The following is a 15,886-nucleotide window of genomic DNA, read 5'->3' on the forward strand; positions in this document are numbered from 1 at the left end:
ACGAGATCTGCTATGACCGGAGATGAACGCGATCAGGTGCTCAGGCACCTCGCCGAGGCGGTCGAACTCCTTAAAGAGGAGATGGACCCCGCCCTCATTCCTGAGGTCGGGACCAACATCGTCTATGCCATGGAGAAGGCGCGGGAACCCGCCGACGTCGCCGCGGTCGAAGGCCGGATCGTCAGGCTCGCCGACCGGGTCCACCCGGTCGGCGTGGTCGCCTTTGGGGCAAGCGACCATGTGGCCAGGATCGTCCTGACTGCGATGCGCTTTGACCGGCGGGTCAGGGCGGCCGCAAACATAAGGTATGCCGACGTCCTCGTCGACGAACTCGTGGAGATGATGCTCGACATCAGGTATTTCGAGCGCGCACAGGAACCGCCGGGGATCAAGACGATGGACTGGGGGGTCGCCTCCTGCTGCAAGACCGGCGTGCCCGACATCATCTATGACCGCGGGGCAGTGGGCAAGGAACCGATGATCCGCGTGCTGGGCGAGGACCCCATGGAAGTCGCGCACAATATTCTTAAACTGTCAGGACGCATTAAAGATACAAAATTGAGGGATAGGTGCGAATGGGAATAAAACCGACATATATCAAACACTTCGCGACAGATCTGATGAGAGCCCACACCGGCCGCTTCTCCGGCGATTTCGAGGAGAACAAGCAGGTCGTCGCTGAAGTGGCCGTCATAGAGTCCAAGTGTGTCAGGAACCGCGTCGCTGGATACATCACAAGGAAGCAAAACACTAAAAAGACATCAGCATAACTCCTACTCATGTTCGAGGGAGTTTATCCAGCGATTATTACTCCTTTTTCTCAGACGCCTGACCGCGCGCTCGACCTTGAGGGCCTCAGATCAAATATCGCATATTTGATTCAGGAAGGGGTTCACGGGATCGTCCCCTGCGGTTCGACTGGCGAGTCCGCGACTCTCACCTTCGAGGAACACGAGCAGGTGATCGGGGTTGCGGTGGAGGCTGCTGACGGAAAAATCCCGGTGCTTGCCGGGACAGGATCGAATAACACCGCTGAAGCGGTGCGGTTTACGAAGGCGGCGAAAGACCTGGGAGCAGACGGTGCCCTGGTCATCAGCCCGTATTACAACAAACCGAACCGCTCTGGCCTGGTCAAACACTTCACCGCCCTGGCCGACCTGGACATCCCGGTCGTCATGTACAATGTCCCAGGACGGACCGGGCAGAACCTCAAGCCCGACCTGATCGTCGAACTGGCCGACCACCCCAATATCGTCGGCGTCAAGGAGGCGAGTGGCGACCTGGAGCAGGTCTCCATGATCATCGAGGGGACGCAGGACAAGGACTTTGCTGTTCTCTCGGGCGACGATGCCCTCACGCTCCCTATCCTCGCCCTCGGCGGGGCAGGGGTCATCTCGGTCGCCGCCAACCTTGAACCCGCGCAGATGGTCGCGATGTACGACGCCGTCAGGAAAGGCGACCTGGCCACGGCAAGGAAGATCCATTACGAACTCTCGCCGCTCTTCAGGGGGATGTTCATCGAGACCAACCCCATCCCGGTGAAGACGGCGGTAGGGCTGCGCGGGATGGCTGCAGGGCCGGTCCGTCTCCCACTCGACGACCTCGATGCCGGGAAGACCGCGGCGCTCAAGGAGGTGCTGAAGTATTATGACTAAGGTCGTCGTCTGTGGCGCCCTCGGTCGGATGGGCATGATCATCGGGCGCCTGGTCTCGGAGTCCCCTGCCCTCGACCTCGTCGGCGGGGTCGATATCAGGGAGGGCTCATTTTATGGAGTGCCGGTCGTCGAGGCCGGAAAGATCGGGGAGTACCTTGACGAGGTGCGCCCGGACGTGCTCATCGACTTCACGGTGGCGAGCGCCTCGGTCGAGAACATCAAGGTCGCCGCCTCGCATGGGGTGGCCCTGGTCGTCGGGACGACCGGGTTCTCGCCAGAACAGCGCGAGGAGATCAGGACCGCCATCGAGGGGCATGTCCCTGCAGTCATCTCCAGCAATTACAGTGTCGGGGTCAACATCTTCTGGAAACTGATCCGCGAGGCGGCGCGCCTCCTCTGCGAGGGCTACGACGTGGAAGTGACCGAAGCCCACCACCGCTACAAGAAGGACGCACCGAGCGGGACGGCAAAGACGATCCTTGAGATCCTGGATGAAGAACTCGGTTCTCGTCCCCATGTCTACGGGCGTGAAGGGATGAAGGAGCGGGAGAACGAGATCGGCGTCCACGTGGTCAGGGGCGGGGATATCGTCGGCGATCATTCGGTACTCTTTGCCGGGAACTACGAGACGATCGAACTCTCGCACCGTGCCTATGACCGCGCAGTCTTCGCGAGCGGGGCCGTACGCGCCGCCGCCTGGGTACAGGGAAAGGGCCCGGGGATCTATTCGATGGACGATGTCCTGGGGCTCTGACCTGACAGACCCATCGAAATCTATTTCTCTGCTTTTTGTGAAGATATATGTTGGAGTAATAGAGTATGGTTGCAATTGTTGACTCTGATCTTTGTGTTGGATGCGAAACGTGCGTTGATGAGTGCCCGGTAGACGCCATCGCCATGGAGGACGGTATTGCAGTGATCGACAAGAACCTCTGTACCGACTGTGGGACCTGTGTCGACGTCTGTCCGGCAGAAGCCATCCAGATGGAATAAAATCCCATCTCTTCTTCTTTCGATCTCATCTCCTGATCTTTTGTGCACTCACGACCCTCCTCTCCCCGAGGGTATGGTATCGAAGGGCACGTTTCCTCATTTCACTGCATTTGTCAGAATCTATGGCCTATGGGCGTAGATAACATCGCTGATAGAGAAAAAATTAAGAATGCGTTGCAAAAGTAACATTTTAATAAACCTTTACATATAGGTAAAGTCATCCATGATTACGGTAGGAGTTCTCGGCGCTACCGGTGCCGTTGGTCAGAGGTTTGTGCAACTCCTGGCCGATCACCCGTGGTTTGATCTCAGGGTGCTGACGGCCTCGGAGCGCAGTGCTGGCAAGAAGTATCGCGAAGCAGTCAACTGGCGTCTGGATGTGCCGTTCCCAGAGGAGGCGGGAGAGACTGTTGTCAGCCCGACCACCGTCGAGGCGGTCAAGGGGTGCGACCTCGTCTTCTCGGCACTGCCTGCAGAGATCGCAGGGACGGTCGAGGCCGAAGTGGCAGCTGCCGGTGTCGGCGTCTGTTCAAATGCCAGTTCACACCGTATGGACCCCAATGTCCCGCTCGTCATTCCTGAGGTCAATGCCGATCACCTCGGTCTCATCGACGTGCAGCATGACGAAGGGCGGGACGGGTTCATCGTCACCAACCCGAACTGCTCGACGATCGTGCTCACGCTTGCCCTTGCCCCCCTGCAGCCGCTCGGGTTCACCGGGGTCCAGGTGGCGACGATGCAGGCGATCTCGGGCGCAGGGTTCAGTGGTGTCGCCGGCATGGAGATCTTCGACAATGTGGTCCCCTTCATCAAGAATGAAGAGGATAAGATGGAGACCGAACCAAGAAAGATCATGGGGACGTTTGATGGTGCTACGGTCGAACCGGCTTCCTTCTCGATAAGTGCCTGTTGTAACCGGGTCCCGGTGATTGATGGCCATACCATGTCGGTGTGGCTTGATCTGGACCGGTCCCTTGAGGAGATCAGACAGGCATTTGAGGAGTACGTGGCACCGTTCTCAGGCCTGCCGTCTCAACCGGCAAAGTCTGTAGAGTACCTGAAGCAACCTGACCGCCCGCAGCCGCGGCTCGACCGGAACCGCGGCAACGGGATGACGGTCTCGGTCGGACGTCTGCGGGAGGGACCGCGGTTCACGGCACTCGGCCACAACACCATCCGCGGTGCGGCCGGGGCGTCGGTCCTGAATGCAGAGTTAATTTGTAAGGAGAAGTATCTCTGATTGAACATCGGCAGAGGTGGACTATGTTGAAAGATAACACAGTATTCGTCGGAAACAAACCGGTGATGAACTACGTGCTTGCAGTTGTCACCCAGTTTAACAATGGCGCAGATGAAGTGGCCATAAAGGCAAGAGGCAAGGCAATCTCACGGGCTGTCGATACGGCCGAGATCGCGATCAACCGTTTTCTTGACGGGGTCGCCAAAAAGGAGATCCAGACCTCGACAGAGATGATCGATACTGACACAGGAAAGACGAACGTCTCAAGTATCGAGATTATTCTGTCCCAAAACCCCTAACAGGGACGTACCTCTTTTTTTCCTCGACCATAAAGGATATATGATCTCTGGTGAGAGATTTATGAGAATGAAACGAGTGGTGTGTGACCTCCTGATCATTCTCGTCCTTGCAGCACTTGTGGTTCCTGCCGCCGCTACCGAGAACGGATCTGAATATCGGTGCGGGTATATGACCGTCCAGAATATAGAGATTAACCTGGTCAACGAAGATGCACAGGTCAATCTCACCTATGATGTCGACAACGGACCCAAGTTTCTCATTCATCTCCTTGGTACAAGCGACCTGCGCGCCAAGGTGCTTGATGTCGCAAATTTCGAGAATGCCACCATCGACGAGATCGGGACTGATCATGCCGTCCTCCTTGTGCAAGGGGCAGCAAAAGATTACAAGGACGGGACATTCAGGTTCTTTGAACATAACTTCACGGTCTCTGTCCCTGAACTCACCGTGAAGACTCCCCAGGAACAGCGGGTATATTACAACACCACCCGGTTCCCTGGGAGCATCGGATATTTCAGGACGTGAATGTGGGTTCCCCTGACCCGTTCCCTTTTTTTTCGATCCAGCGGTTGACCAGCGACTGGACATACACGCCGACGAAGGCGATAAAGAGTCCGGCAATCATCGAGTAGACTGCGTACTCGATCCCCACGATCTCCCCGAATGGGAACTCCTCGATCCTTGAGATCGAGAGCATGTAGATGCTGATGCCGTAGACGATAATCCCGATTGCCCCGATGAAGAAGGGCAGGACGATCACTTTGCCAAGGTCGACGATCTCGTGGAGGTATACATCGATGATCTTGCCCAGCGAGGCGGTGAGACCGGCGGCGGTGAACCACCCGATTGCCCCGAAGGCAAATGTCAGGAAATGGAGGAGGAAGCCTTCCTCGATATAGTAGGCAAGGTAACTGTTGAGGCCGATGATGATCCCGACGATCACGAACAGGATCGCGGCGATATAAAAGACGAATGTGATGCGTCCCCGGTGCAATGCCGTCTGGAGCGAAGAGAGGCTGTAACTGAAGAACTCATCCATCCCAAGTCCTTTGAAGAGCAGGTACAGCCCGAGCGCGCCGACGACGATGAAGGTTGCTCCTTCAGGGCGGCCGATCAGGTATGCCGTCGCATAGATGAGCATCGCAAGTCCAAGGGGGATGAGGACCATCCTTGAGACCTTGGGGTCGTCGAGGAGTTTTTTGATGATATAATAGGTCCCCTCGAGGTTCGGCATCTGGGAAACGATCACCCGCTGCACGCCGCTCACCATCATCCTTGACTGGACGATAGGGAGAATGTATTCGTCTTCCGCCCCGTCGGAGATGAGGATACAGGACTCGGCGCCTGTCGAGTCGACGACCTCCCTGAGTTCGGCGGCGATCTTGCGGTCGCCCTCGAGCATCTGCATGTGGTCGCCGGTAAGGAGGGCAACCTCGACCTGCTCGCCTTTCTCGGTGAGGGTATCATAGGTCTTGACCGCCTGGAAAATGGCGTTGACGTCGGAGTCTTCAGGGTCTGCAAGCCCCAGCGCCTCTGCAGCGTCCAGGCATGCCTCCCTCCCGACCACCGGGCTCTTGACATTGGCCTTGAACCCAAGGTCGTCGTCTCGATCGACGCAGAGAATGAGTGTCGTGCCGTCAGCCATTGAGAAGATACGTTGTCTTCAAAGTAATAAATGGTTGCGAAAGGACAGAAAATAAGGGTTCTGTAGAATTGGGCATGATCTATGGGTTTGGGCATGCGTAATTGAGAATTATTCCCCCCAATGGCGGTGTGGATCCCTGTTCTCCCTTCTGCACCTGACTTCTGGTGGGACGGATTACAGGCGATTGACGCCATCCTGGGGAGGGAATGCGGTATCGGTCGCGCCGGGGAGAAATCAGGGAGGGAAGGCATACTCAACGACTATGAAGAGGGGGTTGCGCTCCCCCTCCTCCTTTGATGTGGAGGTTTGGGGGAGCGGCCAGGCCTCCGCAAAGAATGCCATCTTGAGGATCTCTACAGAGTCCTTCTTTTTCAAGGTCGCTCTCGCTCGCGGTCACTGGCCACAGGGGCGAAGATCGATCTGGAGAGGCGAAGATGGTGCAAGAGTGCTGTTTCATTGCCTCGTCGCTGTCCCCCCCCTCTTTGACGTGGGCAAATCATTCATAAGGCGTTTCTATCCTCTTCATATCATTCCAGAAAGATGATCTTCAGGATCATTTTCATGGTCAATTCTCACTCGTTTCCGGCACGAAGGGGCCTCGATCGCCTTTCCGCATCGATCGTGCCAGGATGAAGTTGGATCGGGAAGGCACAATCGATGAATCTGAAGAGGGATGTGCCGCGCACCACTCATCGCTCGCGCGGGGGTGCGGCGGTCGCAGTCCCCTTGCCGTAGGGGGCATCCAGGGGATTTCTACAGTCGTTCCTCTCTCTTCTGTGAGAATTTGAGGAGAGCGATGATGGCGAAGATACTCGCACGCCTTCGTCATGGCCTCTGGATCTATTCGCCTCCCCTATCTTCCGGGTGGAGACCTGCAGCTTGATTCGGGAGGGTCCAGACCGAGGGGAGCTCCGGGATATGGGCAATGCGATGCCTGAAGCATGCGTTCGCCTTATGTGTGGATGCGATACGGTAAAAAAAAGGGATATTAGATAAGTTTGGAACGCTGCAGGAGGAGGATGTCCTCGGTGGTGAGCTTCTCGCCGCCCTTGAAGAGCTCGAAGATCCGCTCGGCCTCCTGGCGCACCTGGCGGCGTTCCTTGGTGACCTTGGACTTCTTCTTCTTGTTGTGCAGGCCAGAGATGACTTTGTCATAGTCACGCAGTTCCTTCTGACAGGAGATGAAGGCCTGGTGTTCCTCGTCGGCTGCTTCCTGTGCCTCGACAAAGGCCTTGTGCTCGGCGTCGGCGTGCTCGCGAGACTGGTCGGCCTTCCGGTAGAAGTCGACCATCTGGTCGTGGTGGTTCTGGGCGAGCTCGGCGACCTCGGTCACCTTGGCGTGGATCTCAGAAGCCTGTTTGCGCAGGTCGCGGGCGGCCTGGAGTTTGGTCTTGAGGTCCTTGTTCTGCTCAAGTTCGTCTTCCTGCTCCTTGATGGCGGCCTTCATCTGCTTGATCTTGTCGATCAGTTCCCGTTCCTTGTCGGTGGAGAAGACCTCGGTCTGCTGCCTGAATTCCAGCGATTCGATCTGCCGCTGAAGTTCCTTGACGCTTGAGTTGCGCTTGAATGAGGAGTGCTCCTTCTTGAATGAATCAATCTCGCCGAAGTATTCGTTTGCCTCGGCGTTGAGCTTGTTCCTCTGGCCCTTCAGATCCTTGACCTCGGTGTTATGCTGGTCACGGAGTTCTTTGTTCTTCTGGGCTTCTTCGACGAACTCGCGGGTCTGGCCGTTGAGTTTATTCCGTTCCTTAGCATGGGAACTGGCGAGGGCGTTCAGTTCGTTCCGCCGGTTTTTGTGCTGTTCAGACTCGGAAAGAGCTTTCTTTCTTTTTTCGATCAGTTCGTCCAACATGCTTTACCAATCCTCAATTCTCGATACCAATTGTATAGAGCCACCGGGTCTATTGATGCACGGGGGCGCCCGTAGGAACGTGAAGTGAAACAAAAGAAATGATACAACAAAAGATGCCATTCGGAACAGAGAAGGCCCCTGTTTCCTGTGCTCACAACGCTGTACATTGATGTTCAACTCCGATACCCTCTGGTGCATCCGACTGATCGGTGCACCAATTGCACCGTGGCGATCCGCGGTGGGATATACCAGGATTTCTAATAGTTAGCGTCATTGTTTGTATTAAGCGTTTCGCATGGGACAGGAGAAAGAGAGGTCATATGATGGTGACGTCAGAGAAAAAGGTCTGAAAAAACCCTCTCTCGCACTCTTCATGGAAGGGCAGAGGTGGAGGACACCGTTCCAGAAACCGTTCTGTCGTCGGTGCCTCAGTCTGTTCAGGCTATCACAAGGGATACATCGAAGATCACAGTAATGCTCGGACTCTGGAATTTGATTGGAGTCGGAAAAGTAGAGGGATGGGTCCTGCCTGTAAAACCCCTCACTTTCCTGTCTTCCCTCATGAATCGCGCCGGGGACGCTCCTCCCGGACCCCCGGGATGAAGGTTGGGCCGGGGGGGGCGCATTCAAAATCCCTGAAGAGGGAGTGCCGTCCACGCCCCTCCCGCCAGAGAGAGTTATCCAGAGGATTTTTACAGAGCCGATTTTCTGGATTTGTAAAATTTGTCATGAACCCAAGGTTCACGCATACGCAATGAAAATAATCGGAGTTCTCTGGAGTGGGTGGGTTCCTGCTCCTCCCTCATCGCAGGACCCCACAGGAAAACACTGCTTTAGTCCCACCCCTGCCTATCTTCATCACGCGATGAAAATTGTTTTGAGGACAACTCTAGGGGGTTTCCTTACGGCAGGACCATGGACCTGGACACAGTTCAATTGCCGCCCCCGCCACTCCTCTCTCTATGGGGGGGAAGGCAACGTCCCTCGCGTGAGACGGCAGGAAAGATCCTGCGATTAAGGGCGGCATACCTCATCATCATGCCTTCCCTCATCTTCACACCAGGATGAAGATAGGGCCGGGAAGGTGAACTCAATGAACATGAAGAGGGGAGTTCTGTCCCCAACCCTATCCTGACGCGGGGGACCGAGGGGCGGTCAACCCCACGCAGAGATAGTCATCAAGAGTTTATCATGAAAATGATCCTTAATATCATCTCTCTGGGTTTGCATAATGGTTTGAATCCACCATACGCCTTCTGGGCCGATACGAAGATTGCAGATACATCTCCTGAATAATCAGGTCTCTGCCTTCCCGCCCCCATCGTTATCCCGGTGCGGTGGTGCGGGAAGGCACGTCGATCTGATCGGCCGTCCCCAGCGCAGAACCTTCACTGATGTCTCGCGCCGGGGGGTTGCACCTCCCGGACCCCCTGGCGAGGATAGGGGGGCGGCAATGAGGTGGTTGTCTCACCAAGTGTTCTGCTCGGAGAGGAAGCATCGGTCCACACCCCCTGGAGAACCATGATCATGTTCAATCGCGTATGCGTGAGCCAAGGATTCATGCCTGATTCTACAAAGCCATTGGTACACCTGTGTGCCTGAGAATTGATGAGGGTTTTACAGGCTCGCTGTTCGAGCAGTCGCCTCCACCCTTCATCCAGATCGGTTTGCAGGAACCAGTCCTGCTTGAGGGACGCTTCCTACTCGTGTGAATCGACCGGAGCAAAAAAGAGATGATATCCAGGAAACGCCGATCAGAGGAAGTCGATCAGATGCCCGCTCGTCTTGTCCTGGACATAGTTGCGGTGTGGAGCCGCCTCGTGCCTTGCGCGCGGGGCCGGGGTATGGGATGCCTGAACTGCGGCATGGGTGCCGCCAAGGATCTGGGCGCTCTTGACTCCGGTCATAATGGCCATGACCCTGACCTTCCCTTCAAAGTCGTTGTTGACTCGTGCGCCCCAGATGACGTCGGCGTGGGGGTCGAGTTCATAGGTGAGAGAGCTTGCGATCTCTTCTGCGTCCTGGAGCGTGAGGTCACTGCCGCCGGTGATGTGGATGAGACTCCCTGTGGCGCCCCGGTAATCGATGTCGAGGAGCGGGTGGGAGAGACATTCGTGGACCACGCTCTCAGCCTTGTTCTGCTGCTTGCTCTCGCCGACGAGCATGCAGGCGACGCCGCCCTTGCTCATGATCGCCCGCACGTCGGCGTAGTCGATATTGATGAGAGAGGGCTGGGTGATCGTCTCTGAGATCCCCTTCACGGTCTCGGCGATGAGCTGGTCCATCACCGAGAAGGCCTGGCCCAGGGGCAGGTTGGGAACATAGTTGATGAGCCGGTTGTTGTCCAGGACAATGACCGAGTCGGCGCTGTTGGAGAGCTGCTGGAGCCCTTCCTCGGCACGCAGCAGTCTGGCCTTCTCGACCTGGAAGGGGTAACTGACCATCCCGACGACGATCGCACCCTGCTCTTTTGCGATCTGCGCGACGACCGGGGCCACCCCGGTGCCGGTGCCGCCGCCCATCCCTGCGGTAATAAAGCAGAGGTCTGCGGTTGCAAGAAGTTTTTCAAGGGTCGGGCGCGCCATCTCTGCCGCCCGCTTCCCGACGTCAGGGAACCCGCCTGCACCAAGTCCCTTGGTAAGGGACTTGCCGATAAGGACTCGCTTGTCTGCCTGGATCATGTCCAGGTGCTGCTTGTCGGTGTTGACGGCAATCGTCTCCGCCCCCTCGACCTCCAGGTGATAAAGCCGGTTGATCGTGTTGTTGCCCGCGCCGCCACAACCGACGATGACGATCCGCGGCTGACCGAGGAAATCGTCCTCGTCACCGATTATTCCTTCATTATAGATCTTCTGTTCCATCTCTGCATTTTTCAGTGCCTCGTTGATGATCGTCTGCATCAAAATCCTCCTAAACCTTCACTGACACCTGGTCGCTCTCCCGCACCGCCCGGTCACCACGCTTCTCGACAAGATCCCGTACGGCGTGTCGTACCGCCTCTGACACCGTAGGGAACTCACCATTATCGACAAGTCGCTGAAGCATTTCGACCTGCTGTTTTGGAAGTCTGATCGTGATCCGCTCCATCTTCCTCCTCGGGGGGGTATCTGACATGTGGCAGACAATTGTCTGCCCTTTGTCAGACGTTGAGATGCTATCTGTCTGATCGCTGCACCAGTTGATTGAGTTAACACAAGCATGGCATAAAAAGGTTTTGAATTGCTTTTTTTGCTGAGGAGTATTCTTATATTGCATGAAATGCCAAATTTGCGAGAATACATGTGGATATGACCTCACAGATACCCAAAAAGACAAAACACGGCGGGACGGTGCGGTGGCACAAAAAGCATTCAGGGATGGATCTCCTTGATTTCAGTGCGAGTATCAACCCTTTCCCCCCGGCCGTCCCTCTCACCCCGCCTGACGAAGATGCGATCACTTCCTATCCTGACGATCAGTATGAGGAGTTGAAAGAAGCGATCGCCCTCCATTTCGGGAGAACGCCAGAGGAGGTCACCGTGGGCAACGGCTCAGTCGAGGTGATCTACACCTTCTGTGCCGCCACTCTTGGTCCTGGCAGGCGCGCCGCCATCCTCCCCCCGACCTTCGGGGAGTACGAGATGGGGACACGCCTTGCCGGGGCAACGGTCACCGCCGATCCTGCCAGAGCTGCGGTCCGATTTCTCTGCAACCCCAACAACCCTGACGGTGCGCTCGCCAGCCGCGACGAGGTGCTCGCCCTCCTCGACGACCTCCCCTCTGGCCAACGGCTCTTTGTCGACGAGGCCTTCATCGAACTTGCCGACCCGGCCGAGAGCGTCTCTGACATATGCCACCCGGCCCTCTTTGTCTCCAGGTCGCTTACCAAGTCCTTTGCGATTCCTGGCCTGCGGTTCGGCTTTGGTCTTGGCGATCCCGACCTCGTCGCTGAACTCGAGGCACGCCGCCTCCCCTGGACCGTCAATGTTTGGGCAGAGGCCTTTGCCCTTCGCGCCCTCCGGCACTTCGACGACCTTGCCGAGTCCAGGCAGATGATCCGCGTGGAACGGGCATGGCTCACCCGCGCCCTCCAGGGGCTCGGGCTTGTCCCTCTCTCCTCGACTGCCAACTTCCTCCTGGTCCCGCTCCCATGCCTGGCTTCAGACCTGACCGCCGCTCTCCTGAACCACGGGGTCTTGGTGCGTGACTGCACTTCCTTCGGGCTTCCCCGCGCGATCAGGGTGGCGGTCAGGCGGCCGGACGAGAACAGGAGACTTGTGGAGGCCCTCGCCGCATGCTTGCCCTGATCCTGGCGGGAGGACAGGGGTCCAGGCTCAACATGGGAGAGAAACCGCTGGTGACCATCTGCGGGCGCCCGATGATCGAGTATGTCGTCGACGCTTTCACCCTGGCCGGGTGCGAGAGCGTGGTCGTCGCTTCCCCAAAGACCCCGTACACCAGGAACTGGTGCCGGGCCCATGGCATCCCCCTCTATTCGGCGGGCGCCCATGGTTATGTCGCAGACATCGTCGAGGCCGTCACCGAACTTGGCGAGGAGGGACCGGTCATCACCTCGGTCTCAGACATCCCCTGCATCACCGCAGAGCATGTGACCAGGGTCCAGGAAGCCTATCTCGGGGCCTGCACCCCGGCCCTCTCCACCTGGGTCCCGGCGGCATGCTGCACCGGGTCGGCGCGCCGGACATCGTACCAGGAAGAGGTCGGAGGGGTCGGCGCATGCCCGGCAGGGGTGAACGTCCTCCTCGGTGCGCGGATCGCCGAGGCGCAGGAAGAGTACCGCCTCCTCATCGACGACCCGGGCCTCGGCCTCAACGTCAACACGCACGCCGATCTCACCGCTGCGGTCCATCGCCTCTGTCCAGAATCCCGTGAGACAAGCCACCGCTCAAATCTCTGATCCCTATTTTTCCAGGACCGTGCCTTAATGCTCTGAAGAGAGAGTTCTGTGCCGGACAGATTTTTAAGACTGGAGAATCGGCGGGGATCCTGTTTCCTCACCCTCCCTTGGCTATGAGATCGGAGTGAAAAGTCTGCAGTGAGGGGTGTCCGTTCTGATCGACATGCCTTCCCCTCTCTCGTCATGGGCCTGATTCTGCTTTGCGGTGCGACCCATAGGAAGATTGAGAATATTTTCAATTTTAGGGTTTGTAGAAATGATCTGGATGGTTCTCTCTGCGGGGTGTGTGCCGCCCCCCCTACCCCCGCGCGGAAGATAGGCGGCGGATGGCAATACCCTCTTCATGATCATTGATAGTGCCTTCCCGGCCCAATCTTCGTCCCGGGGTCCGGGGGCAGCGCCCCCGGCGCGGTCAAGGGGAGAGAAAGGCGGTTCTGTCGCGCTCATGTTGAGAATATTATCTTCTCCACGGGGCATTCGCCCCCACACTCCGACCCTCCGACGATGAAGATCAGCATGAGATTGCCTCGTTCCAACCGTTACCCTGAGAGGGTCTGGAGGTTTAATTGGAGCATATCCCAACAGTATCCTTGGCCTGATCGATCATCAGGATCGAGACCCCTCCAGGCCATTCTTCTGCCCCCCCACTTCAATCCTCATCCCGACGTCTGGGAGCAGCGTCCCTGGAGTGAGTGACAGAGAAAGGCGTACCGATCAGACGTGCCGTCCATAGAGAGAATGAAACAAGGCTCCTTGCTCTCTCCTGCCGGGGGAACCCCCAAGAGAGAGACCGGGCGGCAACAACTTCTTGAAGACACCGTGAGTCCATGCATGCAGAACCACGCCAGCATCACCCATCACGCCCTCTCACAGCAGGAAGAGCGAAGAGGGTCAGGACACTCCGACACTCCATAGCGAGTCCTCACCATTCCTGGCACCAGATCGTCTTTCTCTCTCGACCATCTGTGCGGCATCGGCTACCGATAAGAGCATCCACGAGTTTTGAGTGCGAATCCAGGATTTATCCCTCAGAAACCATATTAACCAGAACCGTTGAATTCTCTTTATGCAAGCGTCCCGGGAGATAGAACTGGAAGGACATATCATCGATTCAGGCGTCATGACGATGGTCATGGACCGGGTCATGGATATGGGCGGGGATTTCGAGACCCTCGTCTTCGATATCGGGAAGAAAAAGACCGACACCAGTTATGCACGCCTCCGGGTGAGTGCCAGTGAAGAGCACCAGCTTGACGCGATCCTCAGCGAACTCTTCAGACTCGGGGCCCACCTCCCGGTCTCCACCGACGCCGTGCTCATCCCGGCAGAGGGCGACCGGATCGTCCCCAAGGGGTTCTACTCGACGACCAACCACCCGACCTGGATCAAGTTGAAGGGCGAGTGGATACCGGTCGAAGACCTGGAGATGGACTGTCTCCTGGTCGTCGACCCCGAAGAGAAGCGGGCCTTCAGCGCCCCTCTCTCCAAACTCAAGAAGGGTGACTGCGTCGTCGTCGGCGAGGAGGGGGTCAAGGTCGAGTTCCCCCACCGGCCGCGTGAAGGGAGCACCTTTGAGTTCATGCACGGCACAGTCTCCTCTGAGCGTCCCTCTGAGACGCTCATCGAGAAGATCGCCCGCGAGATCTCAACTATCAAGGCCGCAAACGGCAAGATCGTCCTGGTCGGCGGCCCTGCGATCATCCACTCTGGCGGCGGCCCCGCACTCTCCGGGATCATCCGCAATGGCTACATCGACGCCCTCTTCGCCGGCAACGCCCTGGCCACCCACGACATTGAGTCCAACCTCTTTGGGACCTCCCTTGGGATGGACATCAAGACGGCGAAACTCGTCACCGGCGGGCACAAACACCACATCTACGCCATCTCAGAGATCATGCGCGCCGGGTCGATCAAGGACGCCGTCGAGCAGGGTGTCGTCACCGGCGGTGTGATGTACGAGTGTGTCAGGCACGACGTCCCCTTCGTCCTCGCAGGATCGATCAGGGACGACGGTCCCCTCCCTGACGTCATCACCGACGTGATGGAGGCCCAGGACCGGATGCGCGAGCACCTCCGCGGGGCAGATATGGTGCTCATGGTCGCCACCCTCCTCCACTCGGTGGCGGTCGGCAACTGTCTCCCCTCGCAGGTGAAGACGATCTGCGTGGACATCAACCCGGCCTCGGTGACAAAACTGATGGACCGCGGCACCTCGCAGGCGATCGGTGTCGTCTCAGATGCAGGTACTTTCTTCCCGATGCTTGCCAGAAAACTGGACGAAATTTCAGAAAAAGTCAGCGAGTAAGGGGCATGCACCATGGGCGCTCGTGCGCCATAACATACTCCCACTCTTTTTTGCACTCGCACTCCACCTCGTCGAGGAGGGCGCGGGCCAGTTCCACGTCGCCGGTGAGGGCGAAGTCGTTGATCCCCTGGACAAGTTCACGGTCACATTTCCCGCAGTTGTGCGGCCCGCGTGTCGCCCCCCCGCCGACAGGATCGCAGAAGACCGGGACATCGCCGGAGATCCCCGCGAGCACCTCGAGGATGGACCAGAGGTACGGCGGGCGGTAGGTACGCTCCTTCCAGGCCCTCTCCAGTTCGGTGCCGCGCTGGACCGTGCAGGCGTTCATCGAGATCATCCCGCAGTATGGGGTCACCTCCTGGATCGAACGCTTCATGTCCTCGACTGCCTCCCGCTCCGTGAGATACATCGGTTTGAGGAGGAGGTAGGCCTTCACCCCGGCACCTGCCGCCTCGGCGCGCTTTGAGGCGGCGACGTAATCGGCGAAGGTGAACCCTTTCCTGATCGACTTCTCCCTGATCGCGTCGTTGGTCGTCTCCAGTCCGACAGCGATATGCAGGGGAGTCTCATAGGCCCCGGTGTCGAGGGCGGCGACCATCGCTTCGGTGCCTTCCTCGTCGACATACTCTGGCCTGGTCTCGACGACGACGACTTTCCCGGCAAAGGCGCGGCAGACGTCTTCCCTGAAGGCAGGAGGCACCTCGACCGGGTCGAGAAAACTCCCTGAGGTGAAGATCTTGATCATCTGCACGTCTGCAAGATTGAAGTGCTCCTCGACCCAGGCGAGTTGTCCGCGCATCTGCGCGAGGATCTCCTCCTCGGGTGCCCCAAAGTAGCCTTCGAACCGGTATCCGCACATCAGACACCGACGGTACGAGCAACCGCCGCTCTTGAAGATGACGGTCAGCGAATCGAGAACCGAGCCCTCATATCGGTCCTTTCCCTTCCATGCCGCCAGGGGTTTGATCGACTCCATAGATACCATTAACACCTCATTCG

The 15,886-nt window shown here is 57.7% G+C and carries 17 protein-coding genes; 11 read left to right on the forward strand and 6 right to left on the reverse strand.

The genetic code is table 11. From position 1 onward, the window contains the following. Window positions 1-12: 12 nt before the first annotated feature. The 8 genes from J2129_RS03235 to J2129_RS03270 all read left to right on the forward strand — a co-directional run bounded on the left by J2129_RS03235 (window position 13) and on the right by J2129_RS03270 (window position 4,713). The gene (locus J2129_RS03235; protein WP_209629407.1) at window positions 13-585 is read left to right on the forward strand and encodes a thiamine-phosphate synthase family protein; all 573 of its coding nucleotides are present in this window, start codon (window positions 13-15) and stop codon (window positions 583-585) included. Beyond that, a complete protein-coding gene (locus J2129_RS03240) occupies window positions 576-770 on the forward strand; it encodes a 30S ribosomal protein S17e (RefSeq protein WP_209629408.1) in 195 nt (64 codons plus the stop codon). The genes J2129_RS03235 and J2129_RS03240 overlap by 10 nt, the downstream gene beginning before the upstream one ends. 9 nt (window positions 771-779) lie before the next feature. Beyond that, a complete protein-coding gene (dapA, locus tag J2129_RS03245; RefSeq protein ID WP_209629409.1) occupies window positions 780-1,655 on the forward strand; it encodes a 4-hydroxy-tetrahydrodipicolinate synthase in 876 nt (291 codons plus the stop codon). Further along, window positions 1,648-2,409: a 4-hydroxy-tetrahydrodipicolinate reductase gene (gene dapB / locus J2129_RS03250; protein WP_209629414.1), complete on the forward strand. Its 762-nt coding sequence runs from the start codon at window positions 1,648-1,650 to the stop codon at window positions 2,407-2,409. The genes dapA and dapB overlap by 8 nt, the downstream gene beginning before the upstream one ends. Window positions 2,410-2,474: 65 nt before the next feature. Further along, window positions 2,475-2,648 (forward strand): 4Fe-4S binding protein, encoded by a 174-nt coding sequence (locus J2129_RS03255; protein WP_209629415.1) that lies wholly within the window; start codon window positions 2,475-2,477, stop codon window positions 2,646-2,648. 223 nt (window positions 2,649-2,871) lie between these two features. Then, a complete protein-coding gene (gene asd / locus J2129_RS03260) occupies window positions 2,872-3,888 on the forward strand; it encodes an aspartate-semialdehyde dehydrogenase (protein WP_209629426.1) in 1,017 nt (338 codons plus the stop codon). A 23-nt stretch (window positions 3,889-3,911) separates the two neighbouring features. Then, entirely contained in the window at window positions 3,912-4,187 is a 276-nt protein-coding gene (albA, locus tag J2129_RS03265) for a DNA-binding protein Alba (RefSeq protein ID WP_209629427.1), read from the forward strand. Between the two features lie 67 nt (window positions 4,188-4,254). Further along, on the forward strand, window positions 4,255-4,713 hold the full coding sequence (locus J2129_RS03270; protein WP_209629432.1) for a hypothetical protein: 459 nt from the start codon (window positions 4,255-4,257) through the stop codon (window positions 4,711-4,713). Here the strand turns inward: J2129_RS03270 and J2129_RS03275 are convergent. The 5 genes from J2129_RS03275 to J2129_RS03295 all read right to left on the reverse strand — a co-directional run bounded on the left by J2129_RS03275 (window position 4,703) and on the right by J2129_RS03295 (window position 10,772). Further along, entirely contained in the window at window positions 4,703-5,833 is a 1,131-nt protein-coding gene (locus J2129_RS03275; RefSeq protein ID WP_209629433.1) for a DUF373 family protein, read from the reverse strand. The two genes, J2129_RS03270 and J2129_RS03275, sit on opposite strands and share 11 nt — an antisense overlap. A gap of 234 nt (window positions 5,834-6,067) precedes the next feature. Then, window positions 6,068-6,208 carry a hypothetical protein gene (locus tag J2129_RS03280; RefSeq protein ID WP_209629435.1) on the reverse strand — a complete coding sequence of 47 codons (141 nt, stop codon included), beginning with the start codon at window positions 6,206-6,208 and terminating at the stop codon, window positions 6,068-6,070. A gap of 613 nt (window positions 6,209-6,821) precedes the next feature. Next, the gene (locus J2129_RS03285; RefSeq protein WP_209629437.1) at window positions 6,822-7,685 is read right to left on the reverse strand and encodes a phosphoserine phosphatase; all 864 of its coding nucleotides are present in this window, start codon (window positions 7,683-7,685) and stop codon (window positions 6,822-6,824) included. Between the two features lie 1,754 nt (window positions 7,686-9,439). After that, window positions 9,440-10,585 (reverse strand): cell division protein FtsZ, encoded by a 1,146-nt coding sequence (gene ftsZ / locus J2129_RS03290; protein WP_245320571.1) that lies wholly within the window; start codon window positions 10,583-10,585, stop codon window positions 9,440-9,442. A 10-nt stretch (window positions 10,586-10,595) separates the two neighbouring features. After that, window positions 10,596-10,772, reverse strand: coding sequence for a ribbon-helix-helix domain-containing protein (locus J2129_RS03295; protein WP_209631237.1), 177 nt, complete (start codon window positions 10,770-10,772; stop codon window positions 10,596-10,598). A 200-nt stretch (window positions 10,773-10,972) separates the two neighbouring features. Here J2129_RS03295 and J2129_RS03300 point away from each other — a divergent pair, with 200 nt between their 5' ends. From J2129_RS03300 to J2129_RS03310, 3 genes are all read left to right on the forward strand, one after another. After that, window positions 10,973-11,971: a histidinol-phosphate transaminase gene (locus J2129_RS03300; protein WP_209629440.1), complete on the forward strand. Its 999-nt coding sequence runs from the start codon at window positions 10,973-10,975 to the stop codon at window positions 11,969-11,971. After that, window positions 11,959-12,582 carry an NTP transferase domain-containing protein gene (locus J2129_RS03305; protein ID WP_209629442.1) on the forward strand — a complete coding sequence of 208 codons (624 nt, stop codon included), beginning with the start codon at window positions 11,959-11,961 and terminating at the stop codon, window positions 12,580-12,582. Before J2129_RS03300 ends, J2129_RS03305 begins: the two co-directional genes overlap by 13 nt. Before the next feature lie 1,066 nt (window positions 12,583-13,648). Next, window positions 13,649-14,887: a TIGR00300 family protein gene (locus J2129_RS03310; protein WP_209629444.1), complete on the forward strand. Its 1,239-nt coding sequence runs from the start codon at window positions 13,649-13,651 to the stop codon at window positions 14,885-14,887. Here J2129_RS03310 and J2129_RS03315 read toward each other — a convergent pair. Further along, window positions 14,877-15,872: an archaeosine biosynthesis radical SAM protein RaSEA gene (locus J2129_RS03315; RefSeq protein ID WP_209629446.1), complete on the reverse strand. Its 996-nt coding sequence runs from the start codon at window positions 15,870-15,872 to the stop codon at window positions 14,877-14,879. The genes J2129_RS03310 and J2129_RS03315 overlap by 11 nt on opposite strands. Between the last annotated feature and the right edge of the window lie 14 nt (window positions 15,873-15,886).

The sequence above is a fragment of the Methanofollis sp. W23 genome (assembly GCF_017875325.1).
GTDB lineage: Archaea > Halobacteriota > Methanomicrobia > Methanomicrobiales > Methanofollaceae > Methanofollis.

Excerpts from the sequence above, each read along its gene's own strand:
- ftsZ (WP_245320571.1), bottom strand. The coding sequence starts at position 10,585 with ATGCAGACGATCATCAACGAGGCACTGAAAAATGCAGAGATGGAACAG.
- albA (WP_209629427.1), top strand. The coding sequence starts at position 3,912 with ATGTTGAAAGATAACACAGTATTCGTCGGAAACAAACCGGTGATGAAC.
- J2129_RS03285 (WP_209629437.1), bottom strand. The coding sequence starts at position 7,685 with ATGTTGGACGAACTGATCGAAAAAAGAAAGAAAGCTCTTTCCGAGTCT.
- J2129_RS03305 (WP_209629442.1), top strand. The coding sequence starts at position 11,959 with ATGCTTGCCCTGATCCTGGCGGGAGGACAGGGGTCCAGGCTCAACATG.
- J2129_RS03270 (WP_209629432.1), top strand. The coding sequence starts at position 4,255 with ATGAAACGAGTGGTGTGTGACCTCCTGATCATTCTCGTCCTTGCAGCA.
- J2129_RS03255 (WP_209629415.1), top strand. The coding sequence starts at position 2,475 with ATGGTTGCAATTGTTGACTCTGATCTTTGTGTTGGATGCGAAACGTGC.
- J2129_RS03315 (WP_209629446.1), bottom strand. The coding sequence starts at position 15,872 with ATGGTATCTATGGAGTCGATCAAACCCCTGGCGGCATGGAAGGGAAAG.
- dapA (WP_209629409.1), top strand. The coding sequence starts at position 780 with ATGTTCGAGGGAGTTTATCCAGCGATTATTACTCCTTTTTCTCAGACG.
- J2129_RS03235 (WP_209629407.1), top strand. The coding sequence starts at position 13 with ATGACCGGAGATGAACGCGATCAGGTGCTCAGGCACCTCGCCGAGGCG.
- J2129_RS03300 (WP_209629440.1), top strand. The coding sequence starts at position 10,973 with ATGACCTCACAGATACCCAAAAAGACAAAACACGGCGGGACGGTGCGG.
- dapB (WP_209629414.1), top strand. The coding sequence starts at position 1,648 with ATGACTAAGGTCGTCGTCTGTGGCGCCCTCGGTCGGATGGGCATGATC.
- J2129_RS03240 (WP_209629408.1), top strand. The coding sequence starts at position 576 with ATGGGAATAAAACCGACATATATCAAACACTTCGCGACAGATCTGATG.
- J2129_RS03295 (WP_209631237.1), bottom strand. The coding sequence starts at position 10,772 with ATGGAGCGGATCACGATCAGACTTCCAAAACAGCAGGTCGAAATGCTT.
- asd (WP_209629426.1), top strand. The coding sequence starts at position 2,872 with ATGATTACGGTAGGAGTTCTCGGCGCTACCGGTGCCGTTGGTCAGAGG.
- J2129_RS03275 (WP_209629433.1), bottom strand. The coding sequence starts at position 5,833 with ATGGCTGACGGCACGACACTCATTCTCTGCGTCGATCGAGACGACGAC.
- J2129_RS03310 (WP_209629444.1), top strand. The coding sequence starts at position 13,649 with ATGCAAGCGTCCCGGGAGATAGAACTGGAAGGACATATCATCGATTCA.